Origin of the sequence: Candidatus Darwinibacter acetoxidans (assembly GCF_041936445.1) — a bacterium.
Classification (GTDB): domain Bacteria; phylum Bacillota; class Limnochordia; order Darwinibacteriales; family Darwinibacteriaceae; genus DTU010.
In genome coordinates, this window is the sequence record NZ_JBHGXH010000322.1 from 14159 (window position 1) to 32747 (window position 18589).

Sequence of the window (18589 nt, forward strand, 5' to 3'; positions counted from 1 at the left end):
GAGCACAAAAAATCCTCCCGAAAACTTGGGAGGATCTTTACAAATTTAACTTGGTGAGCTGTTCCGCAAGAGGAGGGAAGATCCGGGGATCAACGCCTCCTTCTGCCCGTTCCAGGGCCAAAAGCGCGGCACCAACCGCGGGGGGAAACTTGGGCGGTACAAGCTCAAAGCTCTTCTTGGGGTCTTCCGCGAGGCTTTCCTTTAGGGGCTCCAAAATGAGGCCTTGGGCCCTAAAGACGCCGCCCACAGGTGACCAGGTAATGGTCTTCCCGGGCCAGCGGAGCCTTCTGCCCACCGCCTGCACCAGCAGGGCCAAAGACCGGCCCGCCTCCTGGAAGAGCTCCCGGGCCGCGGCATCTCCCTCCCCGGCCAGCTTAGCGATCTCGGCAGTGATGGCCGCCAGGGCATCCCGGGAAACTTCCCCGGCGTAAAAGTCCCGGGCGAGCTCTTCAGGGCTCCTGCGGAAAAACCGCGTGTACAGGGCGGCTAAGGACCCCTCCGGCTCCCCCGCATCTTGGCTGGCCAAAACCCGCCTTAAGCCGTCCCGGGCGATGCCAAAGCCCCCGCCCTCATCGCCGAAGAGGTAGCCCCAGCCCCCGGCCCGGGCCCTCTGCCGCTTCTCGTTCACCCCCAGGGCGATGGAACCGCTGCCGGCTATGAGCACGATCCCCGGCTGCAGCTGCAGGGCCCCCGCCCAGGCAGCCACCGCGTCCATATCGATCTCCAAAACTTCCGCAGTGAAAAGGTCGGCGCAGACCTCCCGCACCGCCTGTTCCAGCTCGCCACCTGGGACCACGCCGGAGAGGCCCAGAAAGGCACCTTGGAACTTGTACTCCTCTAGCCCCGTCCCCTCCAGGGTGGAGAGCAGCGTCCTGCGCAGCCGGTCCCTGCCCCCGGGCGCCAGCACGAAGTCCACCCGTTCGCCCCGGCCGCGGCCTACGATCTCGCCTTCTTTGGTAATGACCACGCAGCGGGTCCCGCTGCGCCCCCCATCAACACCAAGGTACAGCCCGTTTTCCATCCTTTCACCCCTCCGCCGGACAGCTTGGCAGGTAATCCCCTTCCCGGCGAGAATAATTCAGGGAAACACTGGGAAGGAGCTGTTGATCTATGCCCGATCTTTTGGTCAAACTCTATGAACTCCCTGAGCTGGAGCCCCTCAGGCGCTCCCTGGCGGAGCAGGGCTTCACTCTGCGCCGGGGCATCCCTCCGGAAAGGCACATTGTGCTTGACTGGATCCAAAAGCACTTCAACAACCACTGGGCGGACGAAGCCGCGGTGGCCTTTGCCAACAAGCCCAGCACCATCGTGCTGGTTGTGGACGAAAACACTAAGGGCGTGGCGGGCTTTGCCTGCTACGAGGCCACCTACAAAGCCTTCTTCGGGCCCATCGGCGTGCACCCCGACTACCGGGGCAAAGAGATCGGCCGGGCCCTCACCCTAGCCGCCCTCCACGGCCTGGCTGAGCTGGGCTATGCCTACGGCATCATCGGGGGAGCGGGCCCCGTGGAATTCTACCGCAAAACCGTAGAGGTACTGGAAATTCCAGGCTCGGCTCCGGGGATCTACCGGGGCATGCTGCGCTCGTAAAGGTAAAAGGGCTGGCACCGGCGGCGGAACTCCCCAGCCTCAGCATCCCACTGGGCCAGAAGCTCCGTGAGGGGCCGGCCCTCCTCCACCGCCAGGCGGACCTGATCCGTGCCCGCCAAAAGGTCAAAGAAGCAGGGGCCATCCCCCGCGGGCTTAAGGAAGGTAAACTCCGGATGGAGCTGGGCTGCCGCTTCCACCAAAAGAAGCCCCGTGCGCACCGGGCGAAACGCCCGCCGATCCGTGACATGGATCTGCACCCCCTGGCAGAGCTCCCCCGCGTACTTCGAAGCCGCGGGCACGAAGCTCGTGGGGCGGAAAGCGACCCCCGGCAGTTCCAGCTCATTGAGGCGGACGGCCAAGCGCCGGCCGTCAAGGAAGGGGGCCCCCACCACCTCAAAGGGCAGGGCCGTACCACGGCCCTCGGAGAGATTGGTCCCCTCTAGAAGGCAGGTCCCTGGATAGACCACGGCCGTATCCACCTTGGGAATATTGGGCGAGGGCGGCACCCAGGGAAGGAAAAGCTCATCGCCGAACCGCTCCGGGTCCCAGCCCTCCAGGGGAACCACCGCAAGCCGAGCACCGATCCCCAAGGCGGAGTTGAAATAGCGGGCCAACTCCCCGATGGTCAAACCGTAGCGGATGGGGATGGGCGAGCCCACAAAGGAGCGGAACTGCGCCTCAAGCAGACCGCCCTCAACGAAAACACCGCCCAAGGGATTCGGGCGGTCCAGGACAATGATCTCCCGCGCCAGCTCCGCGGCGGCCTCCAGGGCGTAAAGGAGCGTCTGCACGTAAGTGTAAAACCGGCAGCCCACATCCTGGAGATCGAAGATGAGTACATCCACCCCGTCCAGCATCTCCGGGGTGGGCTTTTTTGTGGAACCGTACAGGCTGTAAACGGGAAGGCCCGTCTGGGCGTCCCGGTGGAAAGCCACCGGCTCACCAGCTTGGATGTGGGCCCCCACTCCGTGCTCCGGCGCGAAGAGCGCGACCAGCTGACCAGCAGCCTGCAGCAGGTCGCTTGTGGTGCGCAACCTCTGATCCACACCGCTGGGGTTGGTGATCAGGCCCAAACGCTTCCGGCCCACATACTTCGCCAAGTTGTTGCAGAACTTTTCTACACCGAGCTGTAAAGCCACTGCCCCTCGTCCCCCGCCGCCTCAGCTTGCCGAAAAGCCTTCCAGCTCTTCTTCCGGCACCCGGCGGATAATCCCAAAGGGCGTCTGCTCCGTGGACTGCCCCAGGGGATTATCCCTGAGCAGCTCCAGCAGCAGGGCCTGATCCACTCCGCTGGAGGCCCCCAGGATGTTCACCCCCAGATCGTTGGCATCGATCACCGCTGCTTCGCAGCCGAGGGCCTCCTTCAGCTGCTCCGCCACCTTCTCCGGGTTTTCCGGAGCCAGCACGATGCAGCGCTGGTAAGGCGGGATCGTCCCCTCCCAGGCGCCATCTACCGAGCGGGCTTTCGTGCCGCAGATCCGGTAAAAGAGGCCACGGATGCCAAAGAGCTTACCCAGTCCCCCGATGAGGGCAGCCACCAAGACCCGCAGCCAGCCCACTTCCCTGATGGTGAGCTCCATGGCCTTGGGGCAGCGCAGATTGGCCCCGTGGGGCGAGTTGTACACGAATTTACTCAAAAGGCGCGCCAGCCAGGAGGGCTTGATTTCATCCACATGGTAGAAGCGTCCCTGGGTGATGGCCACCGCCTTCTCGCTCACCACCACCACATCGGCGGGCTGCAGCAAGCCCCCTATGTACTCCTTGGCCACCTCCGCGATCTCGTCGGTGGCCGAGACCACCTTGGTGCGGACGGGTATGCGCATGTAGATGTTCTCCCCGATCCTCATCTCCAGGCGCTTACCCGGATTAGCCTTCATGACCAAACCTTCCATCACCATTCCCCTCTTCCCGCCTGGCAAAAAACCTCCACAACTCATCTTCCACATGGGCCTTAATGGGCACCTGTTCTCCGCCTGTGCGGATCAGCACGGGATGGCTGCCCGCGGTAATCTTCCCCACCAAAAAGGCCGCAATGCCGGCCTCCGCGAGGCGCTCTACCAGCTCCGCTCCCTTAGGCGCCGCCATGAGCATAGCGCCTGAAGAAAGCAGCGCCAAAGGATCCAGCCCCAGATGCCGGCAGATGCGCCGGGTCAATTCCGGGACAAAGACCTGCTCTTCCCAGATCTCCGCCCCCACCCCCGCGGCCAGGCAGATCTCCCGGGCCGCGCCTAAAAGCCCGCCTTCCGTCACATCGTGCATGGCATGGACGCCGCAGTCCGCAGCCAAAAGCCCCTCGGGCACCACAGACAGCTGCCCGGTAAAGGCTGCGATCTCTTCCGGAGCAACCTCAAAGGGCAGGAGATGCCCGAAATCCCTGGCCAAAATGGCGGTGGCTTCAATGCCCACACCCTTGGTGAGCACCAGATCATCGCCGGGCTTGGCCCCGTGGGAGGTGACATACCTGCCCTTAGGGGCTCTACCGATGGCGGTGATGGACACCACACAGTCCCGCACCCGGCTGGTTACCTCCGTGTGGCCGCCGATCACTTCCACCTCAAGTTTGGCCGCGGTGGCGTGGATATCCTCCATAACCTGGCGGATATACTCTGCCTTGGTGCCCTCGGGCACAAGCAGCACAACTTGGACACCCACGGGGGTGCCGCCGTTGGCCGCCAAGTCGTTACAGGCCACGTGCACCGCGAGTTCCCCTAAACCCTGCACCGCCCCGGTGATGGGGTCGCTGGTGATCAGGCACACTTCTTCGCCGAAATCAATTACTGCACAGTCCTCCCCTAAACCTGCATGGACCAGCACATCATCCCGCTGAAAGCGGATGGCGGAGAGGACCATGCGCTCCAACAACTCACCTGACAGTTTTCCCGCTTTCAAAGGTCCACCTACCATCTCTCTTATGAAGTGCTTAGTCCACCTTCAAAACCCGCAGCATGTTGGTGCTGCCGGCGGTGCCCCCGGCCAACCCGGTGATCACCGTGACGATATCCCCCGAGGAGACCAAACCGCGGCGCTGCGCCTCCGCGATGGACTGCTGCACCAGAGCCTCAACTTCCGGGGGCCGTTTCAGGTGCGCCGCACACACTCCCCAGGTCAGGGCCAGCTGCCTGACCACATGCTCGTTAGGGGATGTGGCGAAGATGACCGCCTTGGGCCGTTTCTGAGAGAGAAAACGTGCCGTGGCTCCCGAGAAGGTGGAGCAGATCATCACCTGCACGCCCAGATCATGGCTCACCTGGCAGGCGGCTAAGGACACCGCTTGAACAATGGAGGTGCGTCCTTCCCCCGCCTTCTCCCGCAGGATAGCTCCGTAGTCCATCACTTCCTCCACCCGACGGGCGATCTTGTCCATGATCTGCACCGCCCTGGCGGGATACTTGCCCACCGCCGTTTCGCCGGAGAGCATCACCGCATCGGTGCCTTCCAAGATGGCATTGGCCACATCCGTCACTTCCGCCCTGGTGGGGGTGGGGTTGCGGACCATGGAATCCAGCATCTGGGTGGCTGTAATCACCGGCACCCCCGCCAGATTGCATTTGCGGATCAGCATCTTCTGAACCAGGGGAACCTCCTCCACCGGGATTTCCACCCCCAGATCGCCCCGGGCCACCATAATGCCATCGGATGCGCCGATGATCTCGTCGATATGGCGCAGACCTTCATTGCTTTCGATTTTGGAGACAATTTGCTGGGTGCCGCCGGCCTCCCGGATCACCCGGCGCACCGCCTCCACATGCTCTGCCCGGCGCACAAAGGAGGCAGCGATGAAGTCCACCCCGTGGCGCACCCCGAAGCGGATGTGCTCCACATCTTCTTTGGTCAGGGGCGGCAGATCCACATCCACACCGGGCAGGGACACTCCCTTGCGGGAGCTGAGCTGCCCGCCGATGATCACCTGGCAGATCACATCGGGTCCTTTAATCTCCTTCACCTTCAGCTCTAAAAGCCCATCGTCTATGTAAATCACTGCACCGGGCCGCAGGTCCCTGTTCAGGTGGGGGTAATCCACATGGACCCGTTGCTCATCGCCCTCACAGGGCTCAACGGTCAATATGTACTCTTCTCCGGAAATGAGTTCAACGGGCCCTTCCTTCAGGTGCCCCAAGCGGATCTTGGGCCCTTGGATGTCCAGCAGCAGGGCCAAGTTCACGCCCAGTTCCTTAGCGGCCTCCCGCAGATTGTGGATGCGCCGCAGGTGCTCGTCCAGGGTACCGTGGGAGAAATTGAGCCTGGCCACATCCATGCCGGCCCTCAAGAGGGCCCGGATCATCTCCGGACTTTCGCTGGCGGGCCCGATGGTACAGACGATCTTCGTTTTGCGCATGGTCAACCTCCTTTTCCCCTAGAGCGACGCCAGCACAGCCGCCAAACGGCGGTAGTCTGGGTTAAGCTGCTTCTCCTGGGCCAGGGCATAGTCCAGGTCAAAAGCTTTGACCACCTGATCCACCTCGCCCACCATCTTGCCGCCCACGCCCCGGAAAATGAGCTCGATGGCATGGTAAGCCAGGCGGCTGGCGAGCAGGCGATCCCGCACCGTGGGGACCCCTCCCCGCTGGATATGGCCGAGGATGGTGATGCGGGTCTCAATGCCCGCCTTTTCTTCGATATACCGGCCGATCTGCATGGCGGGGCTGGTGGTGCCATTGCCGCCGCCGATCCGGCGGACACCTTCCGCCACCACGATGATGTTGTAGGTCTTGCCCGCCTGCGCGGCCTTTTGGATCTGCTGGCACACCTGATCCAGATCGTAGGGAACCTCAGGGATCAGGATCACATCGGCGCCGCAGGCCAGCCCCGAGTAGAGGGCAATATGGCCCGAATGGCGCCCCATCACTTCCACCAGGTACACCCGGTCATGGCTGCTGGCCGTATCCCGGATCTTGTTCACCGCATCCATCACGGTGTTCACGGCTGTATCGAAACCGATGGAATAGTCGGTGCAGGGAATATCGTTATCGATGGTGGCGGGAATGCCAACCACGGTGATACCCTCCTGCTGCAGGCTCAAGGCCCCCCGCAGGGAACCATCGCCGCCGATCACCAAAAGGGAATCGATCTCGTGCCTGCGCAGCATGTCCACGGCCTGGGCGCGCCCTTCAGGCGTTTTGAAGTGTTCAGAGCGGGCGCTTTTTAAAATGGTGCCCCCCCGCTGAATAATGCCGGAGACAGCCCGGCTGTCCATGGGCTCAAGCTCTCCGTTGATCAAACCGTGATAGCCGCGGTAGATGCCCCACGGTTCCAGGTTAAAATGCAGTGCACTGCGCACCGCGGTTCTGATGGCAGCATTCATGCCCGGGGCATCGCCGCCGCTGGTTAGAATTCCTACTCGTTTAGCCAACATACATCCCTCTCACAGCTGAATTTCCAAAGGAGGAAGCGCCTGAATTTCGCCTCAGCCGAAGGAAGCGGCGATGATCTCACTGGCTTCTTCTGCTTCCGATTCTGGTACCAATATTTCTACACTGGCGGAATCCCCCAGATGCGGTGCACCGATGGGACGCAGCATGGTGAGGATTCCGCTGTCCCGCAGCAGCCCCTGCAGCATCTCGGCGATGGGTCGATTGGGGGCGATGTACACCACTTTCCACATGGTCAACGGTCCTCCTTTACTCACTCTGACTCCGCGACACCCAGGTTTGTGAACACCCTTGCTTTCCCCCTTATTTTAATCGCAGAAGTGTGTTCTGTAAACTGGGCTAGGAGAATCTCGCCTTTGTCCAACTTCTCCGTATGGTGAAACTTGGTGCTCGCTCCCCTGGTCAAACCGATCACGGTCACCCCGTCCTCCAGGGCCTGGATCATGATATAAGCATCTGCTGCGCTCACATTCAGCACCTCCCCACACGCTGCAATCTTTCGCATCCGGCAGGCATTCCCCTGCCGCTATGCATTTTCTTTCCACGGATCAAACCAGGTGTACACAATTCCCCCCGCTTGCAGGGACTCGTTGACCCGGCTGGCGCTGCGCACCCAAAACTTGGGGGGCAGCAGGTGGTAAGCTTGACCCACGAGGAGGATGGCGGGCCTGGTGCCCCCCTCTTCCCCCAAGATCCCCTTGATGGTTTCCAGCTGGTGGGGCTGGGGCGTAATGAGCAGAACGGGGCCCAGGGGCAAAAACCACTCCAGGAGGAGCTCGCCCCCTTTGAGCCTGCCAAATAGGGCCGCCCGGCTGCCGGGCTTGAGGGGGCCGCTCACCGGATCCGGCTCGCCCCTAAAGGCCAGGAGCCCTTGGGGCGTATCCAAAACCCCCTGCCAGCTCCGGCCCTGCCGCTTCACCTCAACCACTTCCCCCACCGCCGCCTCCAGCTCTCCCCGGAGTTTGGCAGCCAGGGGCCCAAAGGGGCCGCAGGGATGCCCGCTCACATAGGCGCCTAGAAGCTCCTTTTCCTGCTGCAGGAGCTCCAAAGCGGGCCGGGGGCTGAGCCCCAGTTCCGCCAAGAGCCTACTGCGCTCCCCCAGCTCATCCAGGGCGCCCATGAGCACCAAGGTTTCCAGCAGCTGGGGTTCCAGGCGCACCGCGGCCTTGAACTCCTTCAGGCTGGACCAACGCCGGCGCCGCTCCACAATGACCTGGGCTGCCTGGGGCGGCAGCCTGTTCCCCGCCAGAAGGCCGAGCCTGATGGCTCTACCCTCCAGGGCCGTTTTGGGCTGGGAGTGGAGCACGCTGGGGGGCAGGATCTCCACACCCAAGGATTTGGCCTCCAGGAGGAGAGCTCCCTGGGTTTTGGCCGCCGCCTCCCTGAGGAGCACGGCGTAAAACACCTCCGGATAGTGGGCCTTGAGATAGGCGGCCCGCCAGGCGATCAGGGCGTAGCTCACCGAATGGGCTTTGTTGAAGGCGTAGCCGCTGAACTGGACGATGCTCCCGAACAGCTCCTGCGCGGCCTTGCGGCTCAGGCCCCGGCTTTGGGCTCCCTGGAGGAAGCGCTCCTGCCAGAGGCTGGCCCCCTGGGCATCGCCCTTGGCCAGATCCCGGCGCAGCAGATCCGCCTCGCCCAAGGAGAGCCCCCCCAAGCGGTGGGCAATGGCCATCACCTGTTCCTGGTAGAGGATCAGTCCGTAGGTTTCCCCCAGGATCTCCCTGAGTTCTGGATGGAGGTAGCTCACCTTACCAGGCTCGGCCCGCCTTTGGACAAACTCCCGGAACATACTCAAAGGCCCCGGCCGGCCCAGGGCCAAAAGGGCGACGATATCCCCGAAGGTCTGGGGCTGGAGGCTGCGCAGCAGCTCCTGGAAAAGCTCGCTTTCCAGCTGGAAGATGCCTAAACTCCGGCCGGAGCCCAGAAGCTCAAAGGTCGGGGCATCCTCCAGGGGGAGCCCCTCCAGAGTGAAGTGGGGATCCCGCCTTTGCACTTCCTCTTCCATGCGGCGCAGGAGGGTCAAGGTCCTCAGGCCCAACACATCTACTTTTAAGGCGCCCAGTTCCTCCAGGGCATACATGTCCAGATGGGTCACGGGCAGGGCGCGGTCCCGGTAGACCGCGCTGATCTCCTGGATGGGCCGCTGGCTGATGATCATCCCCGCGGCATGGATGGAGCGCAGCCTCTTCAAATGCTGGATCTCCGAGGCCATGCGGGGGTCATCCCGTCCCAAGATGCGCCGCACCTCCTGGGCCGCGCCCTTGGGTCCAAAGGTTCCGTAGGTGCCGATCTGGGCCACATACTCTTCCCCGAAGCGGCGCGCGGCGTAAGCCAGCACTTCCCCCCGCCGTTCGTAGCAGAAGTCCACATCGATATCGGGTTTGCTCTGGCGCTCGGGATTGAGGAAGCGCTCAAAGACCAGGCCCCAGGCCAGGGGATTCACTTCCGTAATGCCCAGCACATAGGCGGTGAGGCTACCCGCGGCACTTCCCCGGCCTGGGCCCACCGGTATGCCCGCCTCCTTGGCAAAGCGCACCAGATCCGCGACGATGAGAAAATAGTGGGCAAAGCCCAGTCGGCGGATGACCTGAAGCTCGTAATCCAGCCGTGCCTGCACCTCGTCCGTCAGCTCCGGGAAGCGCCGGCGGGCCCCTTCCCAGGCCAGCCTCTCCAGCTCAGCTCCCCCCGTCCCGCCGCTTAAGCTCTGCTCCCGGGGGAGCTCTACTGAGCAGCGCTGGGCAAGCTCCAGGGCGCCGGCGGCCATCTCCGGGGAGCAGCCGGCCTTTTCCAGAAGCTCCGCCCAGGGCAGGAGTGGATAGGGCGGGATGCAGGCATCAACGCCCTTAACCGCGGCCAAAACCCGCAACGTCTCCACGGAAGCGGGCTCGGCGTAGCGCACATCCTGGCAGGGAACAAAGCGGCCCTGGGGAAAGGTGGAAAGAAGGGCGCTGTCCCGCCCCGCTTCCTGCCGCAGGTAGAAATTGGGGCCAAACTCCCCTTCGTACCAGCTGTAGAGGGCTTGGGCTTCAGCGAGCCTTCCCGCGCTGAGCAGGGCGCTGAGCTGCCCCCTGCTTCCCCCTTCCAGCACGGCCAGGCCTTCCTTGAAGAGGGGCAGATCTTCCCTGGGTACCGGCGGCTGGAGGGAAGCCAGGCGCAAGAGGCTGCGGTAGCCGGCGTTATCTAAGGCGAGGAAAACCACCTGTCGGGGCTTCGCGCCGGGTTCATAGGTCACATCCAGCTCCAGGCCAAACAGGGGTTTGATGCCCGCCTGGGCGCAGCAGCGCTGGAATTCCCAGTGCCCGCCGGTTGTGTTGTGGTCGGTCAGGGCCAGGGCGGTGTAGCCCAGCGCGGCTGCCCGCTTGACCAGCTCCTCCACTGTGAGCGTTGATTCCAGCAGGGAATAATCGCTGTGGGTGTAGAGCTGCACTGTCAAAGAGCTCACCCCCTCACCTCAACTCTTCGGTCCCCCCCGGCAAAATCCTGTACTGCGGCGACAAAAAAGGGCCTTACGGCCCTGAGCCCCTATTTGATTACCAGCTCCCGCGGGTTGGTCAGCTGCTCCCGGTAGATATTCGCCCCCAGGCTGCGCAGTTTTTCCTCGAAGAACTCATAACCGCGATCGATAATCTCTGCTCCGTACAGTTCCGTGCGGCCCTGCGCCGCCAGGGCGGCAATGGCCAGCGCTGCGCCGGCCCGCAGATCGGTAACCTCCACAGGCGCCCCGGTCAGCTGCGGTACCCCCCGCACGATGGCCGTGTTCTGCTCTGTTTTGATGTCCGCGCCCATCCTGCGCAGCTCATCCACGTAGCGGAAGCGGTCAAAGATGGTCTCCCGCACTACGCTGGTGCCATCCGCGAGGCACATCGCGGCCACGAAGGGCTGCTGCAAATCGGTGGGGAATCCGGGATAGGGCAGCGTTTCCACATCCACCGCCTTAAGGCGCCTCGGCGCCACCACCCTCAGTTCGGTGCCGCTGCGGGTAACCCGCACCCCCGCCTCTTCCATCTTCACAATGGGCACCCTCAGGTGCTCCGCGACCACATTGCGCAGGACCACATCCCCGCCGGTGATGGCGGTGGCCAGCATGAACGTACCCGCTTCAATGCGGTCCGGGATGATGGAATACTCGATGCCCCTGAGTTTTTCCACGCCTTCGATGCGGATGCTCTCTGTACCCGCGCCCCGGATCTTCGCCCCCATGCCGTTGAGGAAGATGGCCAGATCCACCACCTCCGGCTCCTTGGCCGCGTTTTCCAGCACCGTGGTGCCCTCAGCTAGGGAGGCCGCGATCATGAGGTTGATGGTGGTGCCCACACTGGAGCGGTTGATGTAGATATGGGCGCCTTTAAGTCTTGTGGCTTCCGCCTTCATGTAGCCGTGTTCAATGACCACTTCCGCCCCCAGCTGGGCAAAGCCCTTGATGTGGAAATCCACTGGGCGGGAGCCGATGGCACAGCCCCCCGGCAGGGGCACCTCCGCCTTGCCCAGGCGGGCCAAGAGCAGTCCCGCGCTGTAGAAGGAAGCCCGCATCCTGCGCACCAGTTCGTAGGAGGCCTTATGCTTGCTCAACGTCTCCCCCCGGACATGCAGGCGCCGCTGGTCATCATACCACACCTCCACCCCCAGATCCTGGAGGATCTGGCAGATGGTGTTCACATCGCTCCCCTGGGGGATGTTATCCAAAACACACTCGCCCTCCGTGGCCAGGGCTGCCGCCACCACAATGGCCAGGGCGCTGTTTTTGGCCCCGCTGATATCCACCGACCCGCGGAGGGGCCTACCGCCTTCAATGATCAAAACTGACATGGGAACCCCTCCTTAAGCTAGGTTTTTGAAGTAATCGGCCACGATCTCTTCCAGCAGATCGGTACGTTCCAAATTCTGGATGAGCCTGCGGGCATCGCCGTGGGCAGTTATGTACGATGGGTCGCCCGAGACCAGGTAGCCTACGATCTGGTCCAGGGGTTCATAGCCCTTTTCCTCCAGGGCAGCCCATACTCGCGTTAGAATATCCCGGGTATCCACGGGTTCTTTATCAATGGCTGCAAACATTCTTGTTTGGTCGTCCATCCCAAGTCCTCCCTCTTCTTTTGGTGGGACCGTCTAGAGTATTCGCCAAACCGGCCCCCTCCCTGACCGCCCCGCTATTTGGCAAAGGCGATGTCCGCCACTGCTTCGGCGATGTTGGTGGCATGGTCCGCGACCCGCTCCAGATTGCTCAGGGCATCCAGGAACAGCACGCCGATTTCTGGATTGCATACGCCCATGTTAATGCGCTCGATGTGATTGGCCCGGTAGAGTTTTTCCAGATCGTCCACCACATCGTCTAGGCCAATTATACCCTGGGCCTGCTCGGCATTATCCTGGGAGAGCGCTTCAATCACGCCCCGGTACATCTTCATCACTTCAGAGTAGAGCTGCTGTAGATCCCTTTGGGCAGCTTCGCTGAGCTCCAGATGCTCGCTGACCCTCAGTTCAGCCAGCTCGGAGATGTTGATGGCGTGGTCGCCAATCCTCTCCACATCGTTGACGACGTGCATCAGGTTGACCACGCGCCTTGCTTCCTGCACATCCATGGACTGCTGGTTAGCCTTGGCCAAAAAGCCCGTAATGGCCTTTTCCAAGATATTAACCACTTCTTCCCGCTGCTCGATCTGGCGCAGCAGGGAAAGATCGCCCTGCACAAAGGCGGAAACCGCCTGATCCACCATGCTCGCGGCCAGCTCAGCCATGCGCAGCACTTCCTGCTGCGCGCTCAGGAGGGCACCTGGGGTTCCCACCATGCGCTCATCCAAAAACTGGGGCTTCATCTCGATAACCTCATCTTCACCGGGCACCAGGGAGGTGACCAGCTTGACGAAGTAGCTCAAAAACGGAAAGGCAATCAGGGTGGTGCCCACGTTGAACAAGGTATGGGCGTTGGCCAGCTGCCTGGCCACAGATGCCCCGGTCGCCTGTACCAGGCCCGTAAAGGGACTGCGGAAGATCAGAAACAAAACAGTGCCAAACACGTTGAAAAGCAGATGGCCAATGGCCGCCCGGCGGGCCGCGGTGCCCGCGGTGAGGCCTGCCAAAAGGGCGGTCACGCAGGTCCCGATGTTGGCCCCAACCGCGATGGCCAAACCCGCGGACAGATCCACAATGCCCTGCCAAGCCAGGGCGATGACCAAACCCGTGGTCGCGCTGGAGCTTTGGATGATGGCGGTAAAGACAGCACCTGCCAGGACACCCAGCAGGGGCTTTTGGCCCAGCAGCACCAATAGATCCAAGAAGGGCTGATAGCTCCTGAGGGGATTCACTGCGCTGCTCATGGTGGATAGACCCAAGAGCAGGACCCCAAAGCCTAAAACGCTCTTACCCACATAGCGGGGGAGCTTCCTTTTGGAGAAAAAGTACAAAAAGGCTCCCACCCCGGCAAAGGGGAAGGCCAGGGCATAGATGTCAAAGGAGACGATCTGCGCTGTGATGGTGGTACCGATATTGGCGCCCATGATGGTGCCCAGGGCCTGCCGGAGGTTCATCAGACCGGAGTTGACAAAGCCCACGATCATGACGGTCACTGTGGAGCTGGACTGCAGCACCGCGGTCACCCCAGCTCCGGTCAAAACCGCCGTGAGGGGCCGGGAGGTGAACAGCTCCAGGATGCGCCGCATGCGGGCGCCGGCAGCCTTCTGCAGGCCGTCGGACATGAGCTGCATCCCCAGGAAAAAGATGCCTAAGCCACCGAAGAGGTGAAACACGACCTTTACGCCAGAACCCATAAAAGCACCCCTTATGCGAAGATTAGTACCCTTTACCCGTGAACGCATAGATTAAGTAGAAGTGGAACTTGGGGGGATTATGCTTGAAGGTCTTGCTGTTATCGGATTTCTTTTTGAGCGGCCAAACCACCCACGTTCTTGAACTGGCCAAACAGCTGAAGAGACTGAAGATCGAACCCCAGATCGCCTTTGGAACCATCCATACCAGGTTGTTCTGGAGTGATTACGTTCCCTACCTCCTCCAACACAAGCTGCCCTTCTGCCACGGGCTCAGCCTCGGTGCCCTCACCATCCAGAGCCGCCTCTGGCAGCCGGATTTGATCCACGTCCAGAGCTCCACCCTCTTCCACAGCGCCCAAATACTCGCTTACCGCTTGGGCATCCCCTTCGTCGTCACCTGCCACGGCCTGGGCTTCTCCCAGGCCCGCTTCCGCCGCTACCTCGCGGCAGCCAGCGCCATCATCGCCATCGGGCCTAGAGTGGCTGAGGAACTGCAGGAGTTCAGACAGAAAACCCAGATCATTCCCAACGGCGTTGATACCGAGGTGTTTACCCCTCCCGAGAAGCAGACCGGCCCCCGCCGCGCCCTTTTGTATGTGGGCCGCCTGGAGAAGAAGCGCCTGGAGCCCCTGCGCTACCTGGCGGAGGCAAATTCCCTCCTGGTGGGCACACCCCTGAAGATCATTTCTAACTTCGACCCGCAGATCCCTGGCACCACTTACCTGCCGTGGCAGGTGAACTTAGTGCCCCACCTGCAGAAGTCCGGCATCGTGGCCGCCTGCGGCCGTACGGCCAGGGAAGCCCTGAGCTGCGGCAATGCCGTGCTCCTCATGCAGAGGGCCTACGACGGCGTAATCTCACCGCCTTTGGTGAAGCTGCCTGACTTCGACTTCAGCGGCAATCTGGGGCGCTTTGACCTCGCGGATTTGAAATACGACCTGCATGCCCTGCTGCACCGCCCCCACCGCCTGAAAAAACTGCAGAGTTTCGGAAGGAGCTACGCGGAAAAGCATCTTTCCAGCGCCGACATGGCCGCCAAGACCGCCGCGCTCTACGAGTTGGTGCTGAAAAGCCCCAAAAAAACCCCACCGCCGGGATGGGGCTCGACAACGCAAAGCGGCTGGTAAACCAGTAACCTGATGGCATAGAACTGAAAACAGCCAAAAAGGACACGTTTCAGCTTATTATCTCCGCCACAGCCAGCGATTATCGCTACCTGCTTCTACTCAGCTTGAACCCACGACCATGATAGTGAATTCGCTGACAACTGGAAATGTCCTGCAAAAAAGAAACCATGCCCACAAGCGGCCGCGCAAGCAGCTCCACGGGCCCGGACGCCGCTGCGGCGCCGCACACAAAAAGGACCGCACAGCGCGGTCCTCTCTCTTTTACAGAAAAATGGCTGGGGGACTAGGATTCGAACCTAGACTAGAGGAGTCAGAGTCCTCCGTCCTGCCGTTAGACGATCCCCCAGCGTTCTGCTATACACTATACCACACCACCGGGAAAAGTCAAGGGCCTTTCTACAATTTCCCGCCGCCAACCAGCACATCGCCGTGACCGGCCCGGTGGTTGACCAAGCGCGCAGCGCAAAAAAGGTAATCACTGAGTCGGTTCAAAAAGGGCAGGATCAAGCCGCCCAGGGGATAGTCCGCCTGGTTCAGCCGGCTTATGGCCCGCTCGGCCCGGCGGGCAACGCTGCGGGCGCAGTGCAGCAAGGCCGCCCCCTGCACCCCTCCCGGGAGCAGGAAACCCTGGAGGGGCGGCAGTTCCTGAACCATGGCATCGATGCGCCTTTCCAGCTTTTCTATATCGGCCGGAGTGATCTCCCCCACACCGCCGCTGCGGCCGGGGAAGGCCAAAATGGCACCCACGGTATGCAGTTTTTCCTGCACCCAGGTGAGATCCTGAATCAGATCCCCATCTTCCAGGGCGGTGTGGGCCAGGCCGAGAAAGCTGGAGAGCTCATCTACAGTGCCGTAGGCTTCCACCCTGGGATCGCCCTTGGGCACAGCGGCGCCGGTGCCCAGTTTGGTCTGGCCCCCATCTCCCTGCTTGGTATAGATCCCCATCTTGCACCCCTATTCTTTGATTTCCACCTTCCACTGGATGTCCGCGGTTTTGCCCACCATGCCCGCGACGGAGCAGTACTTGTCCAGCGAGAGGCGGACCGCATCTTCCAGGGGCTTCATGGTCAGGCCTTCACCCTCAAACACAAAGGTCATCTGGACCTTGGTGAAAACCTTCGGGTAATCCTCGGCCCGCTCCCCTTCCAAAATGATCTGGAAATCCCTTACGTTCAAGCGCTTCTTCCGCAAAATCTCCGCCACATCCACACCGGAGCAGCCCCCTAAGGCCATGAGGACCAATTCCATGGGGCTGGGGGCCGTGCCATCGCCGCCGCTTTCGGGGCGGACATCCATCACCACCGCGTGGTTGGAACCGGAAACGCCCACAAAGCCCATCTTGCCGTTCCAGCGCAGTTTCGCCTCAACCATAGGTGTCAACTCCTCTCCTTGAGCATCTTGATGGTCCGCTCGATCCGCTCGAGCACCCTCTCCCGGCCCAACAGGGCCAGCACTTCGTAAATGCCGGGACTGACGTTGGTTCCCGTGACAGCCACCCGCAGGGGCTGCATCAGATCGCCCATTTTCACGCCGAACTTCTCCATACCCTGCTTAAAGAGGGGTTTGAGCTCCTCCTCCTGGAGCTCCTGGGCACCGGCCACCACTTCCGCCAGGTACTGGAGGATCTCCTCCGTCCGGGGTTTTGTGAGGACCTTGGCCACCGCCTCCTGGTTGTACTGGTAATCGTCGGTGAAGAAATAGCGGGCGAGCTCCACCGCTTCCGCTAGAAGTTTCATGCGGGGCTGCAGCTCTTTGAGGATGCGCAGGCAGTAACCCTTAAGCTCGGGAGTTATTTCCCCAGGCACAAAGCCGGCCTTCTGCCAGAAGGGGAGCACTTCTGCAAGAAGCTCCTCCAGGGTAAGCTCGCGGATGTACACTCCGTTCATCCACTCCAGCTTCTGCATATCAAACACGGCTGGGTTTTTGGAGACCTTCTCCAGGCTGAACTTCTCCACAAGTTCAGGGATGGAGAAGATGGTTTGGGCATCATCGTAGCTCCAGCCCAAGAGAGCCAGGTAGTTGACCATGGCCGCGGGCAGATACCCATCCTCCTTGAACTGCATAACCGAAGTGGCACCGTGGCGTTTGCTGAGCAGGGCCCGGTCTGAGCCCAGGATCATGGGAATATGGGCAAACTGCGGCACTGGAAAGCCCAGGGCCTGGTAAATCTGGATCTGCTTGGGGGTGTTGGAGAGGTGATCCTCCCCCCGGATCACATGGGTGATGCCCATCAGGGCATCGTCCACCACCACCGCGAAGTTGTAGGTGGGCATGCCATCTGATTTCACAATGACAAAGTCATCAACCTGCGCTGTGTTATCAAAGCGCACCTTCCCCCGGATCAGGTCATCCACTTCGGTCACACCCTCATCCAGAGCCTTGAAGCGGATGGCGTAGCTGCGTCCCTCCGCTTCGTATTGAGCCCGCTCCTCCGGGGAAAGATGCAGGCAGTGCCGATCGTAGTGGGTGGCTTCGCCCCGCTTGATCTGCTCTTCCCGCCTTTGATCCAGCTCTTCGGGGGTGCAGTAGCATTTATAGGCGCGGCCCTGCTCCATCAACTTCTCCACATACTGCCTGTAAAGATGCAGGCGCTCGCTTTGGAAATAGGGGCCGAAGCTGCCCCCTTTCCTGGGGCCTTCGTCCCAATCCAGGCCCAGGTATTCCAGGGAGTCCAAGATAGCCTGGGTGGCCTCTTCCGTGGAGCGGGCCAGGTCAGTATCCTCGATGCGCAGGACAAATACTCCTCGGTGCTGGCGGGCAAACAGCCAGTTAAATAAGGCGGTCCGTGCTCCGCCCACATGGAGATAACCCGTTGGACTTGGTGCAAAACGCACGCGGACTGTGTTCATCACTACTCCTCCAATGCCTCTTCTATTTCTTCCTCACCAGTTCCCTGGCCAACTCCCGATAGGCTTCAGCTCCGGGCACTGGGTATTTTGCCTCGTAGATCGGCTCCTGCTTGGCCGCGGACTCGGCAAAGCGGATGCTGCGGGCCACCACATGGGGATAGAGGTGGATCTGGGGAAACTCCTGGGCCAAACGGGCCAGGGTTTCCCGGCCGTGCCTGGTGCGGTTGTCAAACAGCGTCGGCAGGATCCCGGCAATCTGCAGCTTGCTGTTGAGGGAACCCTTCACCTTGGCAATCAGACGCAGCAGGGCCCTGGTTCCCCTGATGCTCAAATACTCGCAGGAAACGGGGACAATCACCGCCTCCGCGGCGGCCAGGGCGTTGATGGTCAAAAGCCCCAGGGAAGGCTGGCAGTCGATCAAGATAAAATCATAATCCTCCCTGAGCTCGTTGACAATGCGGGTAATGCGCCGCTCCCGGGCTGGGGCGGTGACCAGCTGAAACTCGGCCAGGGAAAGGTCGATGTTGGCCGGCAGCAGGTCCACGCCGTATTCATTGGTGAGCATGACCTCCCGGGGGGAGGTACTGCGCACCAAACAGTGATAGATAGTCTTCCCCAGCTCTTCTGGTTCAAACCCGGAGTAATAGGTGAGTCCGCCCTGGGGATCGAGATCCATGAGCAGCACCCTCTGCCCCACTTCCGCCAGGGCCACGCCCAGATTGTACGTGGAAGTGGTCTTCCCCACTCCCCCCTTTTGGTTGGCAAGGGCAATGACAGCGGCCACCCATACTCCCTCCCTTAACTTAGAGGTAAGTTCAACAACCTGCGGCGAAACCCTGCCGGCTGTTTTGAACTCTTTGTGAACTGAAAAGGATCTCCGGTCCAGGGCA

At 61.5% G+C, this 18589-nt stretch carries 18 protein-coding genes and 1 tRNA gene; 2 read left to right on the forward strand and 17 right to left on the reverse strand.

All coding sequences use genetic code 11. The annotated features are described in order from the left end of the window. Positions 1-37: 37 nt before the first annotated feature. Positions 38-1021 carry an N-acetylglucosamine kinase gene (locus ACE4YL_RS13210; protein ID WP_461359919.1) on the reverse strand — a complete coding sequence of 328 codons (984 nt, stop codon included), beginning with the start codon at positions 1019-1021 and terminating at the stop codon, positions 38-40. A gap of 89 nt (positions 1022-1110) precedes the next feature. Here ACE4YL_RS13210 and ACE4YL_RS13215 point away from each other — a divergent pair, with 89 nt between their 5' ends. Then, positions 1111-1590, forward strand: a complete 480-nt coding sequence (locus tag ACE4YL_RS13215; protein WP_461358289.1) for a GNAT family N-acetyltransferase — start codon at positions 1111-1113, stop codon at positions 1588-1590. Here ACE4YL_RS13215 and ACE4YL_RS13220 read toward each other — a convergent pair. The 11 genes from ACE4YL_RS13220 to ACE4YL_RS13270 all read right to left on the reverse strand — a co-directional run bounded on the left by ACE4YL_RS13220 (position 1566) and on the right by ACE4YL_RS13270 (position 13723). Beyond that, positions 1566-2729, reverse strand: a complete 1164-nt coding sequence (locus ACE4YL_RS13220) for an exo-beta-N-acetylmuramidase NamZ family protein (RefSeq protein ID WP_461358290.1) — start codon at positions 2727-2729, stop codon at positions 1566-1568. The genes ACE4YL_RS13215 and ACE4YL_RS13220 overlap by 25 nt on opposite strands. 21 nt (positions 2730-2750) lie before the next feature. Next, positions 2751-3467 carry a coenzyme F420-0:L-glutamate ligase gene (locus ACE4YL_RS13225; protein ID WP_461359918.1) on the reverse strand — a complete coding sequence of 239 codons (717 nt, stop codon included), beginning with the start codon at positions 3465-3467 and terminating at the stop codon, positions 2751-2753. Next, a complete protein-coding gene (locus ACE4YL_RS13230; RefSeq protein ID WP_461358292.1) occupies positions 3457-4479 on the reverse strand; it encodes an AIR synthase family protein in 1023 nt (340 codons plus the stop codon). The genes ACE4YL_RS13225 and ACE4YL_RS13230 overlap by 11 nt, the downstream gene beginning before the upstream one ends. Before the next feature lie 31 nt (positions 4480-4510). Continuing rightward, the gene (gene pyk, locus ACE4YL_RS13235; protein ID WP_461359917.1) at positions 4511-5926 is read right to left on the reverse strand and encodes a pyruvate kinase; all 1416 of its coding nucleotides are present in this window, start codon (positions 5924-5926) and stop codon (positions 4511-4513) included. Positions 5927-5944: 18 nt separating this feature from the next. After that, positions 5945-6940 carry a 6-phosphofructokinase gene (gene pfkA / locus ACE4YL_RS13240; RefSeq protein ID WP_461359916.1) on the reverse strand — a complete coding sequence of 332 codons (996 nt, stop codon included), beginning with the start codon at positions 6938-6940 and terminating at the stop codon, positions 5945-5947. Between the two features lie 54 nt (positions 6941-6994). Further along, positions 6995-7192 carry a putative signal transducing protein gene (locus ACE4YL_RS13245; RefSeq protein ID WP_461359228.1) on the reverse strand — a complete coding sequence of 66 codons (198 nt, stop codon included), beginning with the start codon at positions 7190-7192 and terminating at the stop codon, positions 6995-6997. Positions 7193-7212: 20 nt separating this feature from the next. Further along, positions 7213-7464: a trp RNA-binding attenuation protein MtrB gene (gene mtrB / locus ACE4YL_RS13250; protein ID WP_461359915.1), complete on the reverse strand. Its 252-nt coding sequence runs from the start codon at positions 7462-7464 to the stop codon at positions 7213-7215. A gap of 21 nt (positions 7465-7485) precedes the next feature. Next, positions 7486-10389 (reverse strand): PHP domain-containing protein, encoded by a 2904-nt coding sequence (locus tag ACE4YL_RS13255; protein ID WP_461359231.1) that lies wholly within the window; start codon positions 10387-10389, stop codon positions 7486-7488. Positions 10390-10484: 95 nt separating this feature from the next. Next, positions 10485-11768, reverse strand: a complete 1284-nt coding sequence (gene murA / locus ACE4YL_RS13260) for a UDP-N-acetylglucosamine 1-carboxyvinyltransferase (protein ID WP_461359914.1) — start codon at positions 11766-11768, stop codon at positions 10485-10487. Between the two features lie 12 nt (positions 11769-11780). After that, a complete protein-coding gene (locus tag ACE4YL_RS13265) occupies positions 11781-12032 on the reverse strand; it encodes an IreB family regulatory phosphoprotein (RefSeq protein ID WP_461357902.1) in 252 nt (83 codons plus the stop codon). Positions 12033-12106: 74 nt separating this feature from the next. Further along, positions 12107-13723 carry a Na/Pi cotransporter family protein gene (locus ACE4YL_RS13270; RefSeq protein ID WP_461359913.1) on the reverse strand — a complete coding sequence of 539 codons (1617 nt, stop codon included), beginning with the start codon at positions 13721-13723 and terminating at the stop codon, positions 12107-12109. A gap of 83 nt (positions 13724-13806) precedes the next feature. Here ACE4YL_RS13270 and ACE4YL_RS13275 point away from each other — a divergent pair, with 83 nt between their 5' ends. Continuing rightward, positions 13807-14850 (forward strand): glycosyltransferase family 4 protein, encoded by a 1044-nt coding sequence (locus ACE4YL_RS13275; protein ID WP_461357904.1) that lies wholly within the window; start codon positions 13807-13809, stop codon positions 14848-14850. A gap of 272 nt (positions 14851-15122) precedes the next feature. Here ACE4YL_RS13275 and ACE4YL_RS13280 read toward each other — a convergent pair. From ACE4YL_RS13280 to ACE4YL_RS13300, 5 genes are all read right to left on the reverse strand, one after another. Next, a tRNA-Gln gene (locus ACE4YL_RS13280) sits at positions 15123-15196 on the reverse strand. Positions 15197-15246: 50 nt separating this feature from the next. Next, positions 15247-15795 (reverse strand): cob(I)yrinic acid a,c-diamide adenosyltransferase, encoded by a 549-nt coding sequence (locus ACE4YL_RS13285; protein WP_461357905.1) that lies wholly within the window; start codon positions 15793-15795, stop codon positions 15247-15249. A 9-nt stretch (positions 15796-15804) separates the two neighbouring features. After that, positions 15805-16221 (reverse strand): OsmC family protein, encoded by a 417-nt coding sequence (locus tag ACE4YL_RS13290; protein ID WP_461360208.1) that lies wholly within the window; start codon positions 16219-16221, stop codon positions 15805-15807. A gap of 5 nt (positions 16222-16226) precedes the next feature. Continuing rightward, positions 16227-17699, reverse strand: coding sequence for a glutamate--tRNA ligase (gene gltX, locus ACE4YL_RS13295; protein ID WP_461357907.1), 1473 nt, complete (start codon positions 17697-17699; stop codon positions 16227-16229). 22 nt (positions 17700-17721) lie between these two features. Beyond that, the gene (locus tag ACE4YL_RS13300) at positions 17722-18483 is read right to left on the reverse strand and encodes a ParA family protein (protein ID WP_461365366.1); all 762 of its coding nucleotides are present in this window, start codon (positions 18481-18483) and stop codon (positions 17722-17724) included. Positions 18484-18589 lie beyond the last annotated feature (106 nt).